At 53.8% G+C, this 19,552-nt stretch carries 21 protein-coding genes; 15 read left to right on the forward strand and 6 right to left on the reverse strand.

Features of this window, described 5'->3' with window-relative positions; translation table 11 throughout:
* Positions 1 to 688 precede the first annotated feature (688 nt).
* The 3 genes from B1748_RS30035 to B1748_RS30045 form a co-directional block, all read right to left on the reverse strand.
* Positions 689 to 2,275, reverse strand: a complete 1,587-nt coding sequence (locus tag B1748_RS30035; protein WP_087571655.1) for a DUF3502 domain-containing protein — start codon at positions 2,273 to 2,275, stop codon at positions 689 to 691.
* Positions 2,276 to 2,362: 87 nt separating this feature from the next.
* The gene (locus tag B1748_RS30040; protein WP_087571656.1) at positions 2,363 to 3,259 is read right to left on the reverse strand and encodes a carbohydrate ABC transporter permease; all 897 of its coding nucleotides are present in this window, start codon (positions 3,257 to 3,259) and stop codon (positions 2,363 to 2,365) included.
* A gap of 17 nt (positions 3,260 to 3,276) precedes the next feature.
* The gene (locus B1748_RS30045; RefSeq protein ID WP_218781670.1) at positions 3,277 to 4,221 is read right to left on the reverse strand and encodes an ABC transporter permease; all 945 of its coding nucleotides are present in this window, start codon (positions 4,219 to 4,221) and stop codon (positions 3,277 to 3,279) included.
* Between the two features lie 515 nt (positions 4,222 to 4,736).
* On the opposite strand from B1748_RS30045, the gene B1748_RS30050 reads away from it, so the two are divergent.
* Entirely contained in the window at positions 4,737 to 5,705 is a 969-nt protein-coding gene (locus B1748_RS30050; protein WP_087571729.1) for a LacI family DNA-binding transcriptional regulator, read from the forward strand.
* Between the two features lie 804 nt (positions 5,706 to 6,509).
* Here B1748_RS30050 and B1748_RS30055 read toward each other — a convergent pair.
* The 3 genes from B1748_RS30055 to B1748_RS30065 form a co-directional block, all read right to left on the reverse strand.
* The gene (locus B1748_RS30055; protein ID WP_087571657.1) at positions 6,510 to 6,908 is read right to left on the reverse strand and encodes a hypothetical protein; all 399 of its coding nucleotides are present in this window, start codon (positions 6,906 to 6,908) and stop codon (positions 6,510 to 6,512) included.
* A 135-nt stretch (positions 6,909 to 7,043) separates the two neighbouring features.
* Positions 7,044 to 7,682, reverse strand: coding sequence for an ImmA/IrrE family metallo-endopeptidase (locus B1748_RS30060; protein ID WP_087571658.1), 639 nt, complete (start codon positions 7,680 to 7,682; stop codon positions 7,044 to 7,046).
* Positions 7,683 to 7,770: 88 nt separating this feature from the next.
* Entirely contained in the window at positions 7,771 to 8,148 is a 378-nt protein-coding gene (locus B1748_RS30065) for a helix-turn-helix domain-containing protein (RefSeq protein WP_179215898.1), read from the reverse strand.
* Between the two features lie 215 nt (positions 8,149 to 8,363).
* Here B1748_RS30065 and B1748_RS30070 point away from each other — a divergent pair, with 215 nt between their 5' ends.
* The 14 genes from B1748_RS30070 to B1748_RS30130 all read left to right on the forward strand — a co-directional run bounded on the left by B1748_RS30070 (position 8,364) and on the right by B1748_RS30130 (position 19,549).
* Complete coding sequence (locus B1748_RS30070; RefSeq protein WP_087571660.1) at positions 8,364 to 8,849, forward strand: hypothetical protein; 486 nt, start codon at positions 8,364 to 8,366, stop codon at positions 8,847 to 8,849.
* A gap of 61 nt (positions 8,850 to 8,910) precedes the next feature.
* Positions 8,911 to 9,900: an MraY family glycosyltransferase gene (locus B1748_RS30075; RefSeq protein WP_087571661.1), complete on the forward strand. Its 990-nt coding sequence runs from the start codon at positions 8,911 to 8,913 to the stop codon at positions 9,898 to 9,900.
* Between the two features lie 251 nt (positions 9,901 to 10,151).
* Positions 10,152 to 10,574: a phage tail terminator family protein gene (locus B1748_RS30080; RefSeq protein WP_087571662.1), complete on the forward strand. Its 423-nt coding sequence runs from the start codon at positions 10,152 to 10,154 to the stop codon at positions 10,572 to 10,574.
* Positions 10,571 to 10,750: a hypothetical protein gene (locus B1748_RS30085; protein ID WP_087571663.1), complete on the forward strand. Its 180-nt coding sequence runs from the start codon at positions 10,571 to 10,573 to the stop codon at positions 10,748 to 10,750. The genes B1748_RS30080 and B1748_RS30085 overlap by 4 nt, the downstream gene beginning before the upstream one ends.
* A gap of 1 nt (position 10,751) precedes the next feature.
* The gene (locus B1748_RS30090) at positions 10,752 to 12,071 is read left to right on the forward strand and encodes a phage tail sheath family protein (protein WP_087571664.1); all 1,320 of its coding nucleotides are present in this window, start codon (positions 10,752 to 10,754) and stop codon (positions 12,069 to 12,071) included.
* A 1-nt stretch (position 12,072) separates the two neighbouring features.
* Positions 12,073 to 12,531, forward strand: a complete 459-nt coding sequence (locus B1748_RS30095; protein ID WP_087571665.1) for a phage tail tube protein — start codon at positions 12,073 to 12,075, stop codon at positions 12,529 to 12,531.
* A gap of 39 nt (positions 12,532 to 12,570) precedes the next feature.
* On the forward strand, positions 12,571 to 12,990 hold the full coding sequence (locus tag B1748_RS30100) for a phage tail assembly chaperone (protein WP_087571666.1): 420 nt from the start codon (positions 12,571 to 12,573) through the stop codon (positions 12,988 to 12,990).
* 44 nt (positions 12,991 to 13,034) lie between these two features.
* Positions 13,035 to 13,157 (forward strand): hypothetical protein, encoded by a 123-nt coding sequence (locus tag B1748_RS37685; protein ID WP_256976036.1) that lies wholly within the window; start codon positions 13,035 to 13,037, stop codon positions 13,155 to 13,157.
* A gap of 67 nt (positions 13,158 to 13,224) precedes the next feature.
* The gene (locus tag B1748_RS30105) at positions 13,225 to 16,200 is read left to right on the forward strand and encodes a hypothetical protein (RefSeq protein WP_087571667.1); all 2,976 of its coding nucleotides are present in this window, start codon (positions 13,225 to 13,227) and stop codon (positions 16,198 to 16,200) included.
* Entirely contained in the window at positions 16,197 to 16,895 is a 699-nt protein-coding gene (locus B1748_RS30110) for a LysM peptidoglycan-binding domain-containing protein (RefSeq protein ID WP_087571668.1), read from the forward strand. The genes B1748_RS30105 and B1748_RS30110 overlap by 4 nt, the downstream gene beginning before the upstream one ends.
* Positions 16,892 to 17,863 carry an XkdQ/YqbQ family protein gene (locus tag B1748_RS30115; protein ID WP_087571669.1) on the forward strand — a complete coding sequence of 324 codons (972 nt, stop codon included), beginning with the start codon at positions 16,892 to 16,894 and terminating at the stop codon, positions 17,861 to 17,863. The genes B1748_RS30110 and B1748_RS30115 overlap by 4 nt, the downstream gene beginning before the upstream one ends.
* Positions 17,860 to 18,120 (forward strand): DUF2577 domain-containing protein, encoded by a 261-nt coding sequence (locus B1748_RS30120; protein ID WP_179215899.1) that lies wholly within the window; start codon positions 17,860 to 17,862, stop codon positions 18,118 to 18,120. The genes B1748_RS30115 and B1748_RS30120 overlap by 4 nt, the downstream gene beginning before the upstream one ends.
* A complete protein-coding gene (locus B1748_RS30125) occupies positions 18,117 to 18,515 on the forward strand; it encodes a DUF2634 domain-containing protein (RefSeq protein ID WP_087571670.1) in 399 nt (132 codons plus the stop codon). Before B1748_RS30120 ends, B1748_RS30125 begins: the two co-directional genes overlap by 4 nt.
* Entirely contained in the window at positions 18,512 to 19,549 is a 1,038-nt protein-coding gene (locus tag B1748_RS30130; protein ID WP_087571671.1) for a baseplate J/gp47 family protein, read from the forward strand. Before B1748_RS30125 ends, B1748_RS30130 begins: the two co-directional genes overlap by 4 nt.
* Positions 19,550 to 19,552 lie beyond the last annotated feature (3 nt).

Below are 19,552 nucleotides of genomic sequence, written 5' to 3' on the forward strand. Positions count from 1 at the left end.
CGGTCTTGACAAGGTATTAGCTGGTTTTTTGAATTAAGGAGGAATATAAGTTTGCTATCGTGTCGGCTTGGTTATGGCGCTCTCAGATGCAGATTAGTTTGTGCTGTTTACGCAATAATTGAGCGAAAATACACAATGATGGTGAGGTAAGTGCCGTTCCTTCGTATATTTGTACATATATACATAAATATTGGTTCAGAGGGGGCCCGAACGACGATTTGAAGCGAGAATTTGTGTATTTTCGTACAAATCGCTGTACAGGGGCCCAATATGTTTCGGAAATTAGGGAGAAATGCACAAATGTGCAGAGATGCCGATGTTTGGGCCTTGCCATGTGCAAACGAATCCCTCTGAACGATATCCCATCGACTCAGACAAGATTGCATATTCATTTTCATGTATAGATTCATGTATAGATTCATGTATAGAGGGGCTAGAGGGGTTACTGATACACGCATGCAGGGATACTCCAAACGTATGCGAAAACCCCGTTATGTTCATGCTATTTGGCGACACATGAACGCAAAGCACCGTCAGGGATTTGTCCCTGACGGCTTTTCTTTCCACAATAGAATTTATAAGTTTCCGAGCATTCTGAAACCTAAATTCTATTTGGCGATAAAACCTGCCTCTAAACGCGGTCGCTCATCCTCGAAAGGCCTCGATAGAGGTTTTCTCATAGGAGTTATTATTGTATAGGATCGAAGTTCGCCAGCTGAGCCTCGACTTCGGCGATAACCTTGTCGATGCCGGCTTTCTTGAGGTCTGCTCTGTATTCTTCAACGGCAGTTTTCGGATCTTTGCTCGTTTTGCCGAGCATCAGCTGCATGCCGAGCTGCATGTTGACGTTCGAGATCGCCGCCAGCTCCGTCGTAACCTTGGACGGATCGAAGCTGAAGCCGACGTACGGATCGTTGATGGCCACTTTATCCCACTCTTCGTAGAGCGATTTGCGGACAGGGTTCTCGGAATCCATCGGCAGGTTGTACTCGTCTGTACGCAGCGACCAAGCCGCGAAGCCGCCGCCGTCTTTCTCTTGGTTGAAGCTCTCCGGCGTCTTTTTCACGCCGTCGACGATCTCGTATTGACGGCCTTCGATGCCGTATTGGATCAGGTTGTAGTAGCTCGGGTCGGTCATGAACTTCTCGATAGCCATGAGGGCGCGCTCCGGATTGCCGGAGTTCGTGCTGATGACCGTCGAGTTTTCGACGCCGATCTTTCTTTTGATCTTGCCATTCGCTTCCGCGAACGTGTAGAAGTACGGATCGGCTTCCGGTTGAGCCTTTTTGTCGGCGCCGTATTTGCCGATCCAGTCCTGCGCGTGCGTCAGATAACCTGCGGAGTTGGCCGCCTGGAAGTTCGTGTTCGCGCCGACTTGCGAGGACAAAATGTCCTTCGGCCAGTAGCCTTTGTCGGACCACTCGCGCATTTTGACTGCCCATGCCTCGAATTCCGGCGTAAAGGCCGGGTGGAACACTTTCTTGAAGCTTTCCGGGCTTTCCGTCACAAGGTTCAGCTCGGAGAACGAAATACCCGGCGCGTTCAGCCACTTGCCCGTCGTGTCGACCAGCATGCGGAACATGTTCTGTGCATCCGCCGCGTTGCCGTTGATCGGCGCATACGATTCGTTCGCCAGGACGTTGTCCATGTATTTCTCCATGTCCTCGATGGAAGCGATTTTCTCCATGCCGTATTTCTTGAGCAGGTCGGAACGGTATGCGTAACCGGAAGGCGTATATTCGCTGTACATGGAAGGCACGCCGTAGATGCGGCCGTCAACCATAGTGCCTTTCCACGCGGTTTCCGAAATCGCGGCTTTCAGCTTCGGAGCGACTTTGTCCAGCATGTCCGTGATATCGACCAGCGCGTCCTGCGACGCGAGCGTATAATAGGAAACCTGGGCGCCAGGGGACGCGTGGGACATGTCGAACTTCTCGCCGGAAGCGAAGAGCAGCGGATATTTCGTCGCAATATCGCCCCAGTCGATGTATTTCACTTCGATGGTTGCGTTAATGTCCGCCTTCAGCTTTTTGTTGATTTCGGCCAAAATATCCTTGTTGGCGACCCCTTCTCCGCCCCACAGGTAATAAACGAGCTTCGCTTCCTTGGAGGTGTCCACCCCGCTCGACTCCGTGCCTGCCGTACTGGTTGGCGTCTTCCCGTTATTGGATCCAGTATTCGTCGGTTCATTTCCATTCGAGGACGAGCACGCCCCCAGCAAGCTCATCGACATTGTGGCTGCAAGAGCCACTCCTAACAGCTTTTTCCCTTTCATCTTGAAAACCTCCCCTTGGTAAATGAACGAATCCGTGAAGCCCTATATAATAAACGGTCCTTGGGCCGTCTATTAACGAAAATGATCTTACCCTTTTACCGCGCCGATCGTCAGACCGGTGATGAAGTACCGCTGCAAGAACGGATAAAGCAGAATGATCGGGCCTGTGGCGAGCACGGCCGTCGCCATCTTGATGGACTGCGAAGGCAGATCCGCCGTGTCGATGACGGCGCCTTGGTTAATGAGCGCCTGGATGTTCGTCTGGTTAATCATTCGCTGCAGGAAGTATTGAAGCGGGAACTTATCGGGCGACTGAATGTACAACATGCCGTTATACCATTCGTTCCAAAAGCCCAGCGCAGTGAACAAACCGACTGTAGCCAGCGACGGGACGGCGAGCGGCAGGAACACCTGCCAATAGATTCGGAAGTCGCCGGCGCCGTCTATCGTAGCCGATTCGTAGAGCGAATCGGGTATAGCCTTCATAAAGTTCCGCATTAGGAAGATCGACCAAGCGCCGACGATGCCGGGCAAAATCATCGCGTACAAGCTGTCCTTGAGGTCCAGATATTTGACCATCAGAATATAGGTCGGGATCAGTCCGCCGCCGAACAACGTCGTGAAATAAATCATGAACGAGAAGAAGTTCCGGTATTTGAAGTCCTTCCGGTTGAGCACGAAGCCCGCCATCGACATCATGAACAGTCCGAACAGCGTGCCGACGACCGTGATGAAGATGGTGACGCCGTAGGCTTTGGTCAACGCCGTGGAATTGTTGAGCATCATATCGTAGGCCTTGAACGAAATCTCTTTCGGGAACAGCTTGTAGCCTTCCTGAAGAATTTCGCGTTCGTTCATGAACGAAGAAGAAATCATCAGAACGAACGGGAAGAGGCAAGCCAAGGCGAATGCGGTAATGCTGAAGTAGCTGATCGCCTTGATCGCGAGGGTGCCGCGGTCCTGCTTGATTTTGGCTGAAGTCATGAATTTCGCCTCCCTTGTTAGAATAATGCGCTGTCCGGCTCGACCTTCCGCACGATGTAGTTGACGAAAAGAACCAGGAGCAGGCCGAATGCCGATTGGTAGAAGCCGACCGCCGCGCCCATCGAGAAGTTGAATTGGCCGACCAAGCTGCGGAATACGAAAGTATCGATAATATCGGTCTGCGGATACAGCACCGAGTTGTTGCCGATCAGGTTGTAGAACAGGTCGAACGAGCCTTTCATGATGCCGCCGAGCCCGAAGAGCAGAAGCAGGATAAACGTCGGCTTGAGCATCGGAAGCGTCATGTAGCGGATGCGCTGCCAGTTGCTCGCTCCGTCCATGTACGCGGCTTCGTACAGATCGTTATTGATGCCGGTTATGGCGGCCAGGTAGACGATCATGCCGTAGCCGGTCATGCTCCAGATTTTAAAGGCGACGATGATGTACTTCCAGATTCCCGGATCCGAATAAAATTCGTAACGCTCAAGCCCCGCTTGAACGAGCAGCGTATTGACGAAACCGGAGTTGAAGTTCAGCATGTTGTAGGCAAACACTCCGACGATAACCATCGAGATGAAGTGCGGCAGCAGAATGATCGATTGGGAAATTTTTTTGAACCATTTCCCGGCCACCTCGGTGAGCATGATCGCGAATACGACCTGAATGACGTTGCCGAGCGCCAGGAATACGAAATTGTAGAGCAGCGTGTTTTTCGTGATGTTCCAAAGATCGCCGGTCTGAATCAGAAACTTGAAGTTATCCAGCCCGAGAAATCGGCTTCCGAAAATCCCTTTGCTGATGTTGAAGTCGACGAAGGCGACGTAAGCGCCCGGCATAACCAGATAATGAAAGATGATGAAGTACAGAATAACGGGCAGAAGCATGAGGAAAAGAATTTTATTCTTCATGACTTCGCGCGCGATACTGCCGCATTGAAGCTTTAGACTGGTTAGGACGCGCATGATTACCAACTCCTTGATCATGGATAGAAACCGTTCGGCCGACCGATTGGCAACGTTTTCAATAAGGATGGGGTTACTGTTGGAGACCCTTTCATAAAAAGGCTGACAATACGTTCGGACCTCCTTTTCGAAGCATGGCAGAATGGGGCGAAGCACGTTTGAGCATTTTTACAGCAAATCATCGAAACGTTTATATTTTGGGTAAAAAAAAGCTTGGAACAGAATATGAGCAATGGATTCGTTTTGGGTAATCGCTTTCATTGGAATGAAAACGCTTCTCCTAGAATATATCATCACTCTTTTTGATTGTAAACCCTAATTTTTTGTTGACAAGACCACGTTGAATGCGTTTACAATAAGAAATATAAATGAATTGAAACGTTTAACTTGGATTGGGTAAAGCAATCAACCGTATATCTTCCGAAGAAAAATACGGTTTTAAGTAGGAGAGTAAGAAATTGAAACGTTTCGCAATAATGTTTAACGACAACAAGAGAAGGGGGATGGGGAATGTTGTGGTAAGCATCAAGGATATTGCCAAACACGCAGGCGTTTCGATTTCCACCGTATCCTATGCATTAAACGGGAATTCGAAAGTAACGGAAGAAACAAGCAAAAAAATATTGGCTGTCGCCAAGGAATTAAATTATGTGCCGAACGCGGCTGCGCGTACGCTCAAGAAACGTGAAACCCGAATCATCGGCGCGTTTCTTACGACCTTTGAGGGAGCTTTTTACGGCGAGCTGCTGCAGGGCATGAAGGAGGAACTGAACAAACGCGGGTATGACCTTGTCATCTGCAGCGGCACGCAGTCGCATCGCATGCTGCCGGAGGGCATGCTCGACGGCGCGATCGTCCTCGACAGACGATTCTCCGATGAGGAATTGATCCTGCATGCGAACCGCGGACACAAGCTCGTTGTGCTCGACCGTGAGCTAAGCCACAATAACATCGTGCAGGTTTTGCTGGACAATAAGGCCGGGGCAACGTTCGCGATGGAATATTTGATCCGCCAGGGGCACAAGAAGCTGTATGCGTTGACGGGGCCCGAGGGCTCGTTTGATTCGGAACAGCGTCTCGCGGCCGCGCGCCAGACCGTGGAGCGCGGCGATCCGGAGCTGGATTACTGCGAGCTTCCGGGCAATTTCGACAAAGCGAGCGGCACCGCCGCGGCAAAGCGGATCGCGTCCGAATACGACGGACCGGTCGGCGTCTTTTGCCTGAACGACGAGATGGCGATCGGCATGTACCATGGATTAAAAGATACGCCGTACCACATAGGCGAGCATGTTCATGTGGTGGGCTTCGACCATATCGATATTGCCGACTTTTTGCAGCCCCGTCTGACGTCGATCGACTACTCCGAGCGCCGCTGGGGCTCCGTCGCTGCGGAGCAGCTCATTCGGCTGATCGAAGGCAGCGGCGCGGAGCACGAGCGCATCTACGTCTCGCTGGTGGAAGGCGAGTCGGTGGGGCAGGTTTAAGTAACGGCGATCAACTGTGCATAGGTGAAACTGCGGGCAACTGTCGGGAAATAAATACGATCAAAATAAGAGCTCTCATTTCCGTTTGCAGGCTGGCGATGATCCATTGCAGCTCCATTTACAGCTTTGCACACTATGAATCGCAGTCTCGTGTGAAACCCTATTGGGGCAAATCTGGTTACTTGGAGTGGTGCAGCACGCATAACGTCTGCGCCGTCCGTTAGATTTAAAATCGACGATAGCCTCGAAGTAATGTTATCTCAGTTCGTTAGAGTGGATAAATGTTGGGCCCAGTGTTTGGGGTGTCTCATGCTTTATATCACATGAGTCATTAGCAGGAAAGGGGACGTCGAGGTTGTTAGCAAAATGCGCGGGGACGAGGATTCCGTCAAGAAGTTTGTGTAAGCGTGTAGGTTGACGCTCTTAGGGACGAGCCAGTCGTACGTTACGGCCTGACCCAATTGCGGGAAAAGTTCCCCTTATTTCATCCCAAATCAGCGAAAAAGCAAAAATAAAGGGATTTCTGCCCTCTGATTTGCTATCAGCCTGGATTCCACAGCCTTTTGAGAAGAAATAGAGGGAGCTAATCCCTCTGTTTATTCTTCGCAACCACAATCCAACGAATTAGAGGGAGTTTTTCCCTTTGTTTTCCATAGTTCAGCCAATGCTCTGCTTTCGGACAAGCCCAACTAGGGCGATCCTTCTACGAGATGATCATCTCTCCGAACCGCTCGCCTCCCGCCGCACCGCTCGCCTCCCGCACTGTGCCATCGCGGCACGCGGTGTTCGGTCACACGTCGGCGGTCAAACCTCGTTCCATGGCAGCAGCACCCGAACATCATATTGCAGCATATCCTCAATATCGGATATGCGCAGCAGCAGTCGGTCCATTTCCGTATAGTGAACGGGATATTCCGCCAGGGCAGTATATCGTTCTACATAGGTTCTCAAAGAAGGCATATGAATGCCGATCACGTCAGGATCATCCTTATGCCGCACGTAGACATGATCCGGAACGGCAACGGTCAATGTGTCCGCATCCAGCTCATCGGAAGCATAAGCTTCGAACGGCGCATCCAGCCGAATATATAAGGTCTGCCCCCAATCCGTTCCTCTCATCTCCGTAAGCATAACCCATACTGGCAATTGATGCCCGGAGTCCCCGTCTCTCTCATATAATACATGCAACTTTCCAATCTCCATTCCAGAGGACCCTCCCTATACCGTCTATCCCTAATCACAAGACATCCCTGCTATACTTCTATCCCTATTCACAAGACTCCCTCTTATATCGTCACTTCCCTATTCACCAGACTTCCCTCCCTATATCTGCTCATCTTACCTCGCTGTATTCTTCAGCTTCTTCCGCGCGGTTTGTCTGGCTAGCTGAGCAAGAAGCCGCTCTGCCGCTTCCGGTTGATCATAGCCGCATACTTTCGCCGACAGCGAAGCCAGCTTGGCACGCAGATTGCGGTCCGAGCGTTCTTGACGCATACGTGCCGCCATTCGTTCCAGCCGGGTCTCCGCGAAGGAGAGCGGCACGCCGAACGCGCCTGCGATCAACCGGGGAAAGTGGGGCTGGTGCCTGAGATGCTCAAGCTCTTTCAGGATGTGGTAGGGTATTGCGCTATAAAGCTGGAAGTGCGCCGCTTGCGATTCTTGCAGATGGACAAAAGCCGGCGGCAGTTGGCGCTGATCCCCAGAATGAAGGGCCGGATGAGCAAGCTCGTGAAAAAACGCGAGTCTCTGCTCCGCCTGATCCAAGTGAATATTCAGGAAAATCATGAAAAACCCTTCTTCGTCGAAGATTACCTTGGTACTCCCCTGCGTGTAGGCGAGATGCGCCCCGAACAGCGTGGCGATATGATCCAGATCATCCAGATCCCCCGGGTAATGAATGCCGTTCTTCTCATAGACGGATCCGATCCAAAGCTCCAAATCCGTCGGGCGATACAGCTCGAAATCCAGCTCTTCCATAATGCTCCTCCTACTTATAAGAATGTATGTTCGTATGTATGGCCAAAAATAAAACCCGCATGGGGTTCTGATGCTAGTCTTGGTTGTTCTAAGGTTGCCCTTCCTTGCGGCGCTTCTCCTTGAATGCGCGAAACATCTCGAGCTCGCGCTTCAGGTGTTCCGCTTCCTCCTCGTCCATTTCCTCCGGTGGTCCGCCGAGAAAGGCGAGATAGACAGGAGCCAAACCCTCCTCCTGGGAGGACTGGATGGAAGTCTTCGCTTCAGGGTCATCCGTAAGTCCCAGCAAATAATCGGCATTTGTCTGCAGCGCGTCCACCAACGAAGATAATGTTTCTAGCGGCGGAACGCTTCGGCCTTGCTCGTAATTGCTGATCGCGGCCTTGGTCAGGTCAATTTGTCGCGCGAGCTGCTCTTGCGTTAGTTTATGAAGCTTTCTGCGTTCCGTTAACCGATCGGCTCTGAACAAGGGGATCTCTCCTTCTTAGGATGACAAAAATCTTGCGGAAGCAAAGTACAAGTATATTGTACATGATGCAGCTGAAAAAGCAATAAAAAACAAGACTCTTGTACTTTTGGATTGACTCAGCGATCATTTGTTCGTACCATAAAGCTATAAGTACAAGAAACTTGTACTTTTGATTTTCAAGTCTATATTGTTATTTTCCTTAAGGGGGGACCAACATGAACGGAAAAGCCGCGATGTCTTATTTGGCCAAGCCTACAACGGATGAGAAGAAGCAAGCGCAGCGTTTGCTTCGCAATTATATGGAATTAAAGAGGGTCGTGGAGGATTACAAGGAGCATGAAGAATTGATTAGGACAACGCTATATGAGAGCGAAAGGACGCGCAGACTGGACGGCGAGGATTTGTACGGCAATCGGACGGCCAACGCCGTCCAGGTCGCGCATAATCAGAAGCTGGCGGCGGAGGAATGCGAGCTGGTCAGCGGAGCGATCGAGCGGGCGGTTGGGATGATTCGGGACGATGAGGCCCGGCAGGCGGTCACGCTTCGTTATTTAAAGGGACACTCGTATTCGGAGACGCTCTACTATATGAGACGCGGCGAAAAAAGCTCAACGCTGGACCGCCGCTTAAACGACGGCGTTTCTTCCGTTGCAAGTACATTGAAGCTCTGGGGGCTGCTGGCGTGGGAAGGAAAGGCTTGAACGCGCTGGGCTGCGGCAAAAGTCGACAGCATTCACCGAAAAAAGGTATAATACGGATGGCATGAACAATTTATTATCGGTGGTGAGTGTTATTCTTTATTTAGCAGCGTTTCTGCTGTCTTTTCTTGTCGTGTATATTCTGATTCCGCCTTTCAGCAAGCTGGCCTTCAAGCTCGATTTTGTGGACAAGCCCCGTAAGGACGTCGAACGCAAGCTGCACCGGGAACCCATTCCGCTAACCGCGAGTTATGCGATATTTATAGGATTTTTTGCCGCGTATTTGGCTGTCTCCAGAGAAATTACATGGGAGACCGGCGCGCTGTTCGCAGGCGGTATTTTGCTGCTGGCCATCGGAACGTTGGACGATTGGTACAAGACCAAGGGCAAGGATTTCCCGGCTCTGCCGAAGTTGATCGTACAGGTGTCTGCGGCCGTGCTTGTCTACGTTTCCGGCAACGTGTTTACGGGTTTCTACAATCCGTTCTCCGGCGACTACATCGTATTGCCCGTCATCCTGCAGTTCGTCCTGACGATCCTCTGGATTTTCGGCGTGACGACGGTCATCAATTTCTCGGACGGGCTGGACGGACTGGCTGGCGGGCTTTCGGCCATCTCCGCCGCCACTCTTTTTATTGTAGCGTTGACGATGGGCCAGTCCAATTCGGCCATTATGGCGATTATATTGGTGGGGGTTACGCTAGCTTATCTCAAATATAACAAACCTCCCGCCAAAGTGTTTATGGGAGACGCCGGCGCGACGTTCCTGGGTTTCCTGCTGGCTGTGATCGCGCTCGACGGCGCGTTTAAGCAAGCAACGGTTTTGTCGTTATTTATCCCGATTCTGGCGCTTGGCGTGCCGATCTTCGACAACCTGTTCGTTGTCGTCAAGCGGTTTATGCAAGGCAAGCCGATGTACCAGGCGGACGCCAGCCAAGCCCACTACCGTCTGCTACGGGCGGGTCTTAATCACAAGCAGGCGCTGATGGTACTCATGCTGCTAAGCACTTGCTTAGGTTTATCTTCTATTATTTTGATGCTGGTGCAAGTTTAGAACGAACTTATATTTTCTTAAGTAAGCCCCTTCGCGGCCCCGTCCGTTTGAGGGGCTTTTTTTGTTGTGTCATAGTCCTACGGGGCAAAGTGGGGGTAACTTGGGGAGCACTCGGGGCGATTCCCGTGATAAGATTTAGTTGTCGAAATACGAACAAACGTTCTTGTTTCGAGGAGGGTAGAAAGGAGGTTGGGAATCGTTGCGCAATACGGAATCCCATTGGACGACAGGCATAAAGGAGGCGGTGCGCGGTGGCTGTAACGGCCAATAGCGTAAGGACGGGCATGATCGCGATGCTGGCGGCCAAGCTCCCCGCATACGACGTAATCGGCGACGGGCCGGCGAGCGGGAATGACATGCAATTGCTGGTCGAGCTGCCAGCCGTGTCGCAGACGGCGATGCTTGGCAACATGTGCAGCCGAACGTTCGGCTTTGCCATCCATTATTCGGATGGAGGAGGCGGCGCGGCCGAGCTGCATGGAGTGGCGGAGCAATTGTACGAAGCGCTGGATCAAGTGGACGTGGGCGGCGTGCGTTATCGAACGGCGAATATGCGTCACGAGGTCGCGGACGGGAAGCTGGCTTTCCGCTTCGAGATGGTGATGCGGCTGCGGCGATCCGAGCAGGAGCTTCCCAAGATGGGCGCGTTGGAACAGGAGGCGGGCGTCAAATGACAAAATCGACGTCTAAGGAGGAGCCCAGGTTCACGAAAGCGCAGTTGCTGCGCGGACGCGGTTGGAGCTCCAGAGAACGAGAACAGCTCGCTGCCTTGCTGAAGGACGAAGAGTCGTACACGGTTCAGCAGGCGAAGCGGCTAAACCAAACTTTTGCGAATAGGAGAGTGGAGTAACATGACCGGAGGAAATTGGACGGTAACGAACAAAACAAGACCAGGCGTATACGTAAACTTCAAAAATGCGCCGCAGCCGCTGGGAGCGGTTGGCGAAAGGGGCGTGGCTACCTTGCCGGCGATTTTGCCGTGGGGGGCATCCAAGCAACTGATCGCGATCGAAGCGGGCGAGAACACGATGGACAAGCTCGGCTACCCGGTGTCGGCGCCGGAGCTGCTGCTGGTGCGCGAGACGCTAAAGCGGGCGAAGACGCTCCTGCTGTATCGCGTAAATGAGGGCGTTAAGGCTGCGGCGACAGCCGGTGAGTTGGTTGCGACCGCGCGATATGGCGGCGTTCGAGGCAACGACATTACAATTGTTGTCGAGACGAATGTGGACAACGCAGCGTTGTTCGACGTCAGAACGTTAGTGGCTGGCGCGGAGTTGGATGCGCAGACGGTGGCCGACATTGCGGGGCTGCAGGATAACGCTTGGGTGACGTGGAATGCGACCGGCGAATTGGCTGCCAGCGCGGGCATTCCGCTTGCAGGCGGCTCGAACGGCACGGCTGCGGCCCAGGATTATTCGGATTACCTGGACGCGATCGAGACGCAGCAGTTCCAGACGATGGCTCTGCCGTCGACCGACACCGATCTGAAGGCCGTATTTGTTGCCTTCGTTAACGGGCTTCGGAACAATGAAGGACGCAAAGCGACGCTTGTTCTGGAGAACTATCCCGGTGCCGACAGCGAAGGCGTCATCAGCGTCAAAAACGGCGTTGTTCTGGAGAATGGCGCCGCGTTGACGGCGGCACAAGCGACGGCATGGGTAGCGGGCGCATCGGCAGCGGCCGGCGTGAACGAATCGCTCACTTACGCTTCGTACGACGGCGCGGTGGACGCGTCTCCGCGTTATACGCACACGCAGACATCGACGGCTTTGCAGAACGGGGAGCTCCTATTCACGCAGGATGGCGGAAGAGCGTTTGTCGAGCAGGATATTAATACATTTACTTCGTTCGCGCCAGACAAAGGACGCGCCTTCTCGAAGAACCGCGTCATTCGAGCGCTGGATGCCATCAATAACGATTTGTCCGGATTGTTCAGCAACTATTATATTGGCAAAATCTCCAACGATGCCAATGGCCGGGAGCTGTTCAAGAACGAATGCGTCAACTATTTGACGAATCTGGTCAATTTGAGCGCTCTTCAGAACTTCGACCCCGGAGCCGACGTAATCGTGCAGCCGATCGAAGGGCAGACTGACGGCGTATTGGTCGAGCTGCGCGTGCAGCCGGTGGATGCCGTCGAAAAAATCTATATTTCCGTGGAGGTAGTCTAATATGGCCTATATGAATGTAGAAGATACGATTAGCGGCAAGCAAGCGAAGGCGATTATAAAGATCGGCAAACAGCAGGAGGAATTGTTCTACGCCAAGACGGGCGAAGCGACGATCGAGAAGACGAAAGCGGACGTGCCGATGCTCGGCAAAACGTCTATCGGCAAAAAAACGATGGGCTGGACGGGAACCGGCACGCTGACGATTTATTATGTCACATCCAAATTCCGCCAGCTTATGGAGGAATACGCTGCGAAAGGCACGGACTTTTATTTCGAACTTATGATCGTGAACGAGGACCCTGCTTCCCGCACGGGCAAGCAGTCGGTCACGCTGAAGCGCTGCAACCTGGACAGCGTGCTTCTGGCGAAGTTCGACGCGGCCGGAGAGGACACGTTGGAGGAGGAACTTCCGTTCACCTTCGAGGACTTCACGATTAACACACCTTTCACGGCGCTGTAGACATCCCTAGCAACGACAAATTAAAGGAGGCTATTGTAGATGAGCACACTGCAACAATTTTTGAATCGGCATCCCGTGGACAATCTGACGGAGGAGGTCGTCATCTCCGACCGGTTCCGCGATGAAGAGGGCCAGTTGATGAAGTTCACGATCCGCGCCATGAGCGCAGACGATATGGCTTCCTACCAGAAGCGGGCGATGAAGATCAACCCCAAGAGCAAGGACCGCAAGGTGGAGATCGACTCCGGCGCTATTACGAAAGCGATCGTGGTGAACCACACGGTGAACCCGAGCTTCAAGGATGCGGAGAGCATTCGCGAGCTCGGCTGCTACGACGCGGACAGCTACCTGCAGAAGGTGCTGCTGGCCGGCGAGATCGAGGAGCTGGCGAAGGAGATTCAGCGCATCTCGGGTTATAACACGAACTTCGAGGAGCTCGTCGACGAAGCAAAAAACTAATTCGTGAGGGCGACAGCGACGCGAACTACGCGTACTACGCCCTCATGAAATTCCATATGACGCCGCGCGAATACATGGGTCAGACTCGAGAGGAGAAGGCGTTTATGATCGCCTGCATCCAGGAGCGGATCGCCGAGGAGAAGAAGCAGGCGGCGCGACGGAAGTAAGGAGAAAATTCAGAGCGGAGGCGCGTAGCGATACGTGCCTTTTTGCATTGGAGAGGTGGTGAGGGAATTGAGTACGGCGAAGGCGCTGGATACGCAGCAAAGAAAGCTTCTTGGCTCGGTGCGCGGCTTGTCGGGAATGATGCGGTTGGCTGCCAGGGCAGCTGAGGGTTTGAACCGGTCCATGTCGGCCTATGACGCTCAAGCGCCGGAACGATTGAACAAGAGCGTGGAGCGAATGGAGCGCGCCGTTCAACGGTTAGTCGACCCCATGACGGAAGCGGCATCCAGCCTGGCGGATATGAATGCCGCTATTCGGGAAGCGAGCGGGCGGCTGGCCGGCATGACCAAGCATATGAGCGCTATGCAGTTGACCGCACGGGCCTCAGCGACTGCAATCGGCTCGGGCCCAAGCCCGGCTTTGGCTGCAGCCGAAGGGTCGGACAAGCAAGATCAGAAGAAGCAGATCGAGGATAAGGTCAAGAAGGAAGTGCTCCCTGCGTTTGCAAGAGTTGGCGAAATGCTGACGAGCGCTATTCCTATATTCGAACTGAACCAAAAGGTAGAGCAAGCAAGCGGAGAGAAAAAACTTAGCGAGCAGCAGGAGAAGTCGGAAAAGCAGGCTGCAGGCGAAGAGACTGCCCGAATGCAAGCCTCCAAGACAGTCGAGACGGCCAGTAAGGCGATGGCGGAGGTAGAGAAATCGACGCAGGCGAAAGAGGAGAAGGAATCTGGAAGCCGTCTCGTTAAGGCGGCGGAGATGGTGGATAAAGCTTTAGAAGAGTTTAAGGCCAAGGAACAAGTGAAGCCTGGGGCAAACAACGATGTGGATCCAGGCGGACCGTTAGCAAAATTAGCGGCGGAAGCAAGCAAGTCGATAGCTTTGGCTGAGAAGGCGAAGCCAGTGGTAAACAGCGATCTAGATCCAGGCGGCCCGCTAGCAAAATTAGCGGCGGAAGCAAGCAAGTCGGCAGCCTTGGTTGAGAAGGCGAAGCCGGCGGTGACCAGCGATGTGGATCCAGGCGGCCCGCTAGCAAAATTAGCGGCGGAAGCAAGCAAGTCGGCAGCCTTGGTTGAGAAGGCGAAGCCGGCGGTGACCAGCGATGTGGATCCAGGCGGCCCGCTAGCAAAATTAGCGGCGGAAGCAAGCAAGTCGGCAGCCTTGGTTGAGAAGGCGAAGCCGGCGGTGACCAGCGATGTGGATCCAGGCGGCCCGCTAGCAAAATTAGCGGCGGAAGCAAGCAAGTCGGCAGCCTTGGTTGAGAAGGCGAAGCCGGCGGTGACCAGCGATGTGGATCCAGGCGGCCCGCTAGCAAAATTAGCGGCGGAAGCAAGCAAGTCGGCAGCCTTGGTTGAGAAGGCGAAGCCGGCGGTGACCAGCGATGTGGATCCAGGCGGCCCGCTAGCAAAATTAGCGGCGGAAGCAAGCAAGTCGGCAGCCTTGGTTGAGAAGGTGAAACCGGCGGTGACCAGCGATGTGGATCCAGGCGGCCCGCTAGCAAAATTAGCGGCGGAAGCAAGTAAGTCGGCAGCCTTGGTTGAGAAGGTGAAACCGGCGGTGACCAGCGAAACGGATTCAGGCGGACTGCTTGCAAGGGCTGTGGCCTCTCTCGAGAAAGCGGAACAGACCAAACAAGCGTCCAAAAGAGATTCGGATCCAGGCGGGCCGCTAGCAAAAGCGGTAGAAACGGCTAACAACGCGGTAGCCTTGGCTGAGAAAACCGAACAGATAAAGCAAACGTCGCAAAACAATGCGGATCCTGGAGGTCCGCTGGCGAGGGCGGTGGAGGTAGCTGCTAAGGCGATGTCCGAGCAGGAAAAAGCTCAGCAAAGAAAACAAACGGAAATGTCGGTGAAATCTACCGAGCAGCAAGCTTCACGGGAAGCGGTCGCAAACAACGCTCTTACCGCTAATAAGGCGGCAGGGAGCGCCGCTCCAACCCCAGGGATTATGAACAATAGTGGACAGGCTGTTCCTAATGTGGCACCCATGCCGAATCTTAAAGATCAGGTGGCGGGATTAAATCAAGCTTTCAGCGCATTCATGACGCAAAATACCGCTGTATCGGCATTTGTTGTTGATAATTGGGGAGCTTTCGAGAATGTCTACAAGGGTGTGAACGCGGCAATCTCGGCTTATAACACGCTTCAGCTCATTAGCAGAGCCTACACCGTCCTTGTGACTGTCGCGCAGCAAGGGCAGCAGTTAGCCACACTTGGACTCAAGAATGCTTGGTCGGCTATGAATGCTACGATGAAGGCGAACGTTATTATTTTAATCGCGTCCCTAATTGTTGGCCTCATCGCTGCGCTTGTATCCTTATGGAAAACAAATGATGCGTTCGCGCTAAACTTCCTCAAAGTATGGCACGGCATCCAGAATTTTTGGGAGCAGTTAGTTATTGTTTTCTGGACCGTGGTTGTAGCATTACGAGAGCCCTTTGTGTTTTGGGCTAAAATCGTAGGATTGATTTTTGATAACGTAATTAATGGCATTATAGATGGGTTTAACATGCTACTGAAGGCTGTTAATTTCATATCCGGCAAAGACTTTGAGATGGTCGGAAAATTCAGCGTAGAAAATTTCGCCAATAATTTGATGGACCTCGCGGAAGAAGAGAAGCAGGCAGCGATTAAAACTGCTGCAGAGAATAAGGTGGCTCGCAAAGCGGAAGAGGATACATTTCTGGAGAAAAGGGCTTTGGAGAGAGCGGAAAAGGAACTTGAGGAGCAGAAGAAGGCCCAGGCGGAGAAGCCTTCCCCAGCCGGAATTCCTTCCAGCAACGCCATGGTTCAAGTCGGCGGAGGCCGCCTCGACGAGGTTGGCCGCGTAAACGATACCGTCGAAATCAACAGCGAGGATCTGAAGACGATGCGTGAGCTTGCGGAGCTGAAGAACATCCAAAACTTTGTCACGCTAACGCCTTCGGTGAACGTCCAGACGGGCGATATTCGCAACGGCATGGATGTTAGCTCCATGGTTCAGGCCATTACCGTAGCGTTGCAGGAAGAGATCGCGGCATCGGCGGAAGGGGTGTACGCATGAGTTATTGGATGGAGCTGAGCTTTAACAACCGGCAAGAGTGGTTCTATATTCCCGTGCTGCCGTCTTCCATCGAAATGTCGGAGAGCGGAAGCGGCTCCACGTTCAACGTGGCCGCTCTGGGTGAAATCAACGTCATCAAGGACAGGAAGCTGTCGGAGTACAGCTTCGCGAGCTTTTTCCCGAAAGAAGGTTCGCCCTTCTGGCCACAGTTTGAGGAAACGACGGCCGAGTCCGAGAATACCGGGGCGCCGCGGGTGAAGGAGGATTACAAGCCGCCCCGGGAATGCGTCAGGCTGATTATGAAATGGATGGAGTCCAAGCGGCCCATTCGTCTCAAATATAACGGCTCAACCTTCGGCATCGACACACCGGTCAGCATCGAATCATTCCAATGGAAGGAAACGGCCGGCGGCGGAGGCGACATTGAGTACTCCATTAAGCTGAAACATTACGTGTTCTACTCGGCCCGGAAGATGACGGTACAGAACGGGCAAGCGACTGCTCCGTCATCGAAGCGCCCTGATGAACGGATACAGCCCAAGACATACACGCTCCGAGCCGGAGACTCGCTGTGGAAGGTGGCGCAGACCATGCTGGGCGACGGTTCACGTTGGGGAGAAATTCAGCGCCTTAATGGAATCAAGGACGCCGAAATCAGACGGCTGCCGGTCGGAAAGGTGCTGAAGCTGCCATGATCGAGGTGTGGGTGGACAACAAGAACGGCAACGTCTGGGATGTGTCGGAGCTGGCGGTCAGCATGAGCTGGCAGACCAGCCGAATCGGCAAGGCAGGCAGTCTGGATCTGACGCTGGTGAAAGGCGGACTCAATCAGTCGGCCGACTACCGCATTCAGAACGGCGATGTCATTTGGGCGAAAAAGGACGGGCAGCCGATCTTTTACGGCTATGTGTTTACGGTGGAAGACGGGCGCGGGGAGAGTATTCGAATCAAGGCGTTCGATCAGATCCGTTATTTGCTGACGGCGGATCACTACTCCTTCGAGAACAAACGGGCTTCCGACGTCATTCGTACCATTGCAGCCAAATATAAGCTGCGCACGGGGACGATCGCGGAGACGCCTTATGTCATTCCCGTGTTGATCGGCGACGGAGAGAAGCTGCTGGATCTATGCGGCAAGGCGCTAACGCTGACGTTAATCCATGGGGGCAAAAACTACGTCCTCTACGACGATTTCGGCTCGCTTGCCCTGCGGAACGTGGAAGACCTGCTGGTCGACTTCTACATTGGGGACGGCAGTTTGCTGACGGATTACAGCATGTCGACCTCTATCGACGGGGATACGTACAACCGGATCGTGCTGTACAAAAACAATCAAACGACGGGCAAGCGGGATGTGTACATGGCTCAGGATAGCGCCAATATCGCGAAGTGGGGCATTCTCCAGCTTTACCAGTCCGTCGACGAGAATAAGAACGATGCGCAGATCAACGAACTGCTCACGACGCTTACGACGCTGCACAACCGGGAGTCGAAGACGCTCAAGCTCGACGCGCTGGGCGATCTCCGGGTCCGGGCGGGCAGCTACGTCCGGGTTTTGCTGCAGGAGCAGGGGCTGAATGCGCCGTTCCTCGTCAACGAATGCACGCATAAATTCGAAGGCGCCGTCCATACGATGTCGCTGGATGTGAAGGTGATTTCATGAGCATGTTGGATGTGATCAAAAAAGCCGGGATCGGCGCGGTAGAAGCCGGCCAGCCCGTACAGGTGCAATTCGGCCAGGTCGTGTCGCTGCAGCCGCTTGCTGTTCGGCTAGACCAGAGACTGACGCTTCCGTCAGGCGCGCTTGTCGTGCCGGAAAGTCTGGCAGCTCGCGTGCTTGCCGTCGGAGACAGCCTGATTCTGCTTCGCATGCAGGGCGGCCAGAGCTACGTGGTGTTGGATCGGATGGTGACGCCATGATTCCGATGGGAGCATCGATCGATACGTCGACCGAGAGAGCGGAGCTGCCGTCCCGTACATGGCGGATCGACTTCGAGAAGGGCCGTGCCGGCGGGATGACGGATGGCTTGGAAGCGGTTCGGCAAGCTGTGTATAAAATTTTGCAGACCGAGCGCTTCAAACATCTCATATACAGCTCCGATTACGGGTGCGAATTGAGAAGCCTAGTCGGACGCAGTCCGTCAGCGATTCCGATGGAGGCCGAGCGGATGCTGAAAGAGGCGCTTGGCCAAGACGAAAGAATCGAAGGAATAGAGGGGATAGAGACTGTGGTAAGGGGCGACCAGGCAGTCATTACGTTTACGGTCGTCACCCGCCACGGCTCTTTCTCTTCTACTTGGGAGGTGATGACTTGAACGAAGGAACCACGATGGAGAGCATTATGGGGCGCATGCTGGACCGCATTCCGAACGATCTCGACAAGCGGGAGGGCAGCATCATCTATGATGCGCTTGCTCCTGCGGCAGCCGAGCTCGCGCAGCTGTATATCGAATTGGACTTGCAGCTGCGATTTGCATACGGCACGACGTCCAGCGGCGAGTATTTGGCGCTGCGCACTGCGGACTACGGCGTGGATCGACAGCTTGCCTCCCCATCGCGCCGCGAAGGATTGTTTTTTGGCAGAGGGGATGAACCGCTTGACGTCCCGATCGGCAGCAGATACAGCGCCGAGGATTTGATTTATGTCGTTCGGGAGAAAATGGGCAGCGGGGTGTTCGTGCTCGAATGCGAGACGCCTGGCGCGGCTGGCAATACGTATTATGGCCCCTTGCTTCCGGTTGATTACGTGAACGGTCTTGATCGGGCCGAACTGGGGGACGTGCTGGTGCCGGGCGAGGACGACGAGTCGGACGAAGCTCTGCGAGCGCGTTACTTGCACCGGGTACGCAATCCCTCCAGCGGAGGCAATGCGGCGGATTATCGGGACTGGGCGATGTCGGTCGCGGGAGTCGGCGGAGCGAAGGTGTATCCGTTATGGGACGGACCCGGCACGGTAAAGGTCGTCATCGTGGATAGCGACAAAAGACCCGCCAGTCCGACGCTGGTTGCGGAGACGACTGGACAAATCGAGACGAAACGCTCCATCGGCGCGGCGGTAACGGTGGTATCGGCTTCGGCGGCTCCAATCACGGTGGCCTCCACGGTCGTGTTGGCTGCTGGTTATACGCTGCAGGCCGTTACGGACGCTTTTGCTGCGGCGCTAGAGACTCACTTCCGATCCATCGCGTTCTCGGCTTCCTATGTCAGCATTGCCGGTATCGGGGTTCTACTGCTATCCGTGGCTGGCGTGCTGGATTATACGGGACTGACCTTGAACGGCGGAACGGGCAATGTCGCGCTGGATGACGAAGAAATTCCTACTCTGGCCGACGCCGAATTGGGGGTGTAGACC

This window comes from Paenibacillus sp. MY03 (genome assembly GCF_002165585.1).
Classification (GTDB): domain Bacteria; phylum Bacillota; class Bacilli; order Paenibacillales; family Paenibacillaceae; genus Pristimantibacillus; species Pristimantibacillus agaridevorans.

Excerpts from the sequence above, each read along its gene's own strand:
- B1748_RS30045 (WP_218781670.1), bottom strand. The coding sequence starts at position 4,221 with ATGCGCGTCCTAACCAGTCTAAAGCTTCAATGCGGCAGTATCGCGCGC.
- B1748_RS30055 (WP_087571657.1), bottom strand. The coding sequence starts at position 6,908 with ATGGAGATTGGAAAGTTGCATGTATTATATGAGAGAGACGGGGACTCC.
- B1748_RS30040 (WP_087571656.1), bottom strand. The coding sequence starts at position 3,259 with ATGACTTCAGCCAAAATCAAGCAGGACCGCGGCACCCTCGCGATCAAG.
- B1748_RS30085 (WP_087571663.1), top strand. The coding sequence starts at position 10,571 with ATGACAAAATCGACGTCTAAGGAGGAGCCCAGGTTCACGAAAGCGCAG.
- B1748_RS30070 (WP_087571660.1), top strand. The coding sequence starts at position 8,364 with ATGAACGGAAAAGCCGCGATGTCTTATTTGGCCAAGCCTACAACGGAT.
- B1748_RS30125 (WP_087571670.1), top strand. The coding sequence starts at position 18,117 with ATGATTCCGATGGGAGCATCGATCGATACGTCGACCGAGAGAGCGGAG.
- B1748_RS30120 (WP_179215899.1), top strand. The coding sequence starts at position 17,860 with ATGAGCATGTTGGATGTGATCAAAAAAGCCGGGATCGGCGCGGTAGAA.
- B1748_RS30095 (WP_087571665.1), top strand. The coding sequence starts at position 12,073 with ATGGCCTATATGAATGTAGAAGATACGATTAGCGGCAAGCAAGCGAAG.
- B1748_RS30115 (WP_087571669.1), top strand. The coding sequence starts at position 16,892 with ATGATCGAGGTGTGGGTGGACAACAAGAACGGCAACGTCTGGGATGTG.
- B1748_RS30035 (WP_087571655.1), bottom strand. The coding sequence starts at position 2,275 with ATGAAAGGGAAAAAGCTGTTAGGAGTGGCTCTTGCAGCCACAATGTCG.
- B1748_RS30075 (WP_087571661.1), top strand. The coding sequence starts at position 8,911 with ATGAACAATTTATTATCGGTGGTGAGTGTTATTCTTTATTTAGCAGCG.
- B1748_RS30110 (WP_087571668.1), top strand. The coding sequence starts at position 16,197 with ATGAGTTATTGGATGGAGCTGAGCTTTAACAACCGGCAAGAGTGGTTC.
- B1748_RS30090 (WP_087571664.1), top strand. The coding sequence starts at position 10,752 with ATGACCGGAGGAAATTGGACGGTAACGAACAAAACAAGACCAGGCGTA.
- B1748_RS30100 (WP_087571666.1), top strand. The coding sequence starts at position 12,571 with ATGAGCACACTGCAACAATTTTTGAATCGGCATCCCGTGGACAATCTG.
- B1748_RS30060 (WP_087571658.1), bottom strand. The coding sequence starts at position 7,682 with ATGGAAGAGCTGGATTTCGAGCTGTATCGCCCGACGGATTTGGAGCTT.
- B1748_RS37685 (WP_256976036.1), top strand. The coding sequence starts at position 13,035 with ATGAAATTCCATATGACGCCGCGCGAATACATGGGTCAGACTCGAGAG.